Annotated in this window: 1 protein-coding gene; it reads right to left on the reverse strand. The window is 29.6% G+C overall.

Going from position 1 to position 506, the window contains the following annotated elements:
- Nucleotides 1-506: transposase (locus KM800_RS15190; protein ID WP_217813831.1), on the reverse strand; the 506-nt coding region annotated here is incomplete at both ends.

Consider the following 506-nt stretch of genomic DNA (forward strand, 5'->3'; position numbering starts at 1 on the left):
ACTCCAAGTTTACAATCTTTATCAGACTTTGGATGATTCTTCTTTGAAAATTTATTTGATGCGAAGCATTTAGGGTTATTAAGTTTAGTGTTTGCTTTAACTGGAGTTGCATCAACAGATATAAAGTTATTGTCTATAAAACCAAGTTCCTTGAGAGTATTTACTTGATGTCTCATAATTTCTTTCAAGCAAGAGTTTTCGATATTTTTTATGAACCTTTGAAAAGTTCTGTATGAAGGAAGTGGTTTAAGAATATCAAAGCCGCAAAGTTGTGCAATGATTAAATTATTTTCTAAAAAATCTTTAAGATCAGTAATTTGAGCAAATTTTTCACATTTCATGACTATGAAAGCTCTGAAAAGAGCGTGTCTTGAGAAACCGACAGGTCCATATTTGGAAGGAACCCTATCGGGCAGAGGAGATAAATCAAAATTTTCGAAAATATTAGTATAAAAATTTATAGTATTTTTAGAAGTAAAAAGCTCAATTATATTAAAGATTTCTTG

Origin of the sequence: Clostridium tyrobutyricum (genome assembly GCF_019144085.1) — a bacterium.
GTDB lineage: Bacteria > Bacillota > Clostridia > Clostridiales > Clostridiaceae > Clostridium_B > Clostridium_B tyrobutyricum_A.